Source organism: Oceanospirillum linum, from assembly GCF_001995095.2.
Lineage (GTDB): Bacteria > Pseudomonadota > Gammaproteobacteria > Pseudomonadales > Halomonadaceae > Oceanospirillum > Oceanospirillum linum.
Window position 1 is genome coordinate 1 of record NZ_MTSD02000084.1, and the last position, 452, is coordinate 452.

Sequence of the window (452 nt, forward strand, 5' to 3'; positions counted from 1 at the left end):
GTTATTTTGCCAGTATAAAAAGCATTGCCTTTTAGGTCTACAACTGCGGTGCGATATTAAGATTTAGGCTCTAAAAATGCTTTCTCAGCAAGGGTACTTGGCTCTTGAGCAATATGTAAGGTTGAGGTTGGGAATGCACATTCAGCACCGTTACTTAGAATAATGTCCATAACTTTAAGTAGTACGTCTTCTTTTATTTCATGGTAGTGCACCCAGTCGGTTGTACGGGTAAAACAGTAGATGAAAAAATCTAAGGATGAAGGGGCGTATTGGTTAAAGTTCACAATTAAGGTTTGTTGCAGGTCAATCTCGGGGTGCTGGCTTAACATTGTTCTAACTTGTTGGGTAATTTGCCGCATTTTACTGGCATCATCATAGCGAATACCCACGGTTTCATAGATACGACGGTTTGACATCCTTGAGGGGTTTTCAACGGCGATAGAGGTAAATAC

At 40.7% G+C, this 452-nt stretch carries 1 protein-coding gene; it reads right to left on the minus strand.

Annotation, left to right across the window (positions count from 1 at the left end; translation table 11 throughout):
- Window positions 1-56 precede the first annotated feature (56 nt).
- Window positions 57-452 (minus strand): mechanosensitive ion channel family protein (locus BTA35_RS16735; RefSeq protein ID WP_139363715.1); only part of this gene is annotated, 396 nt, incomplete at its 5' end.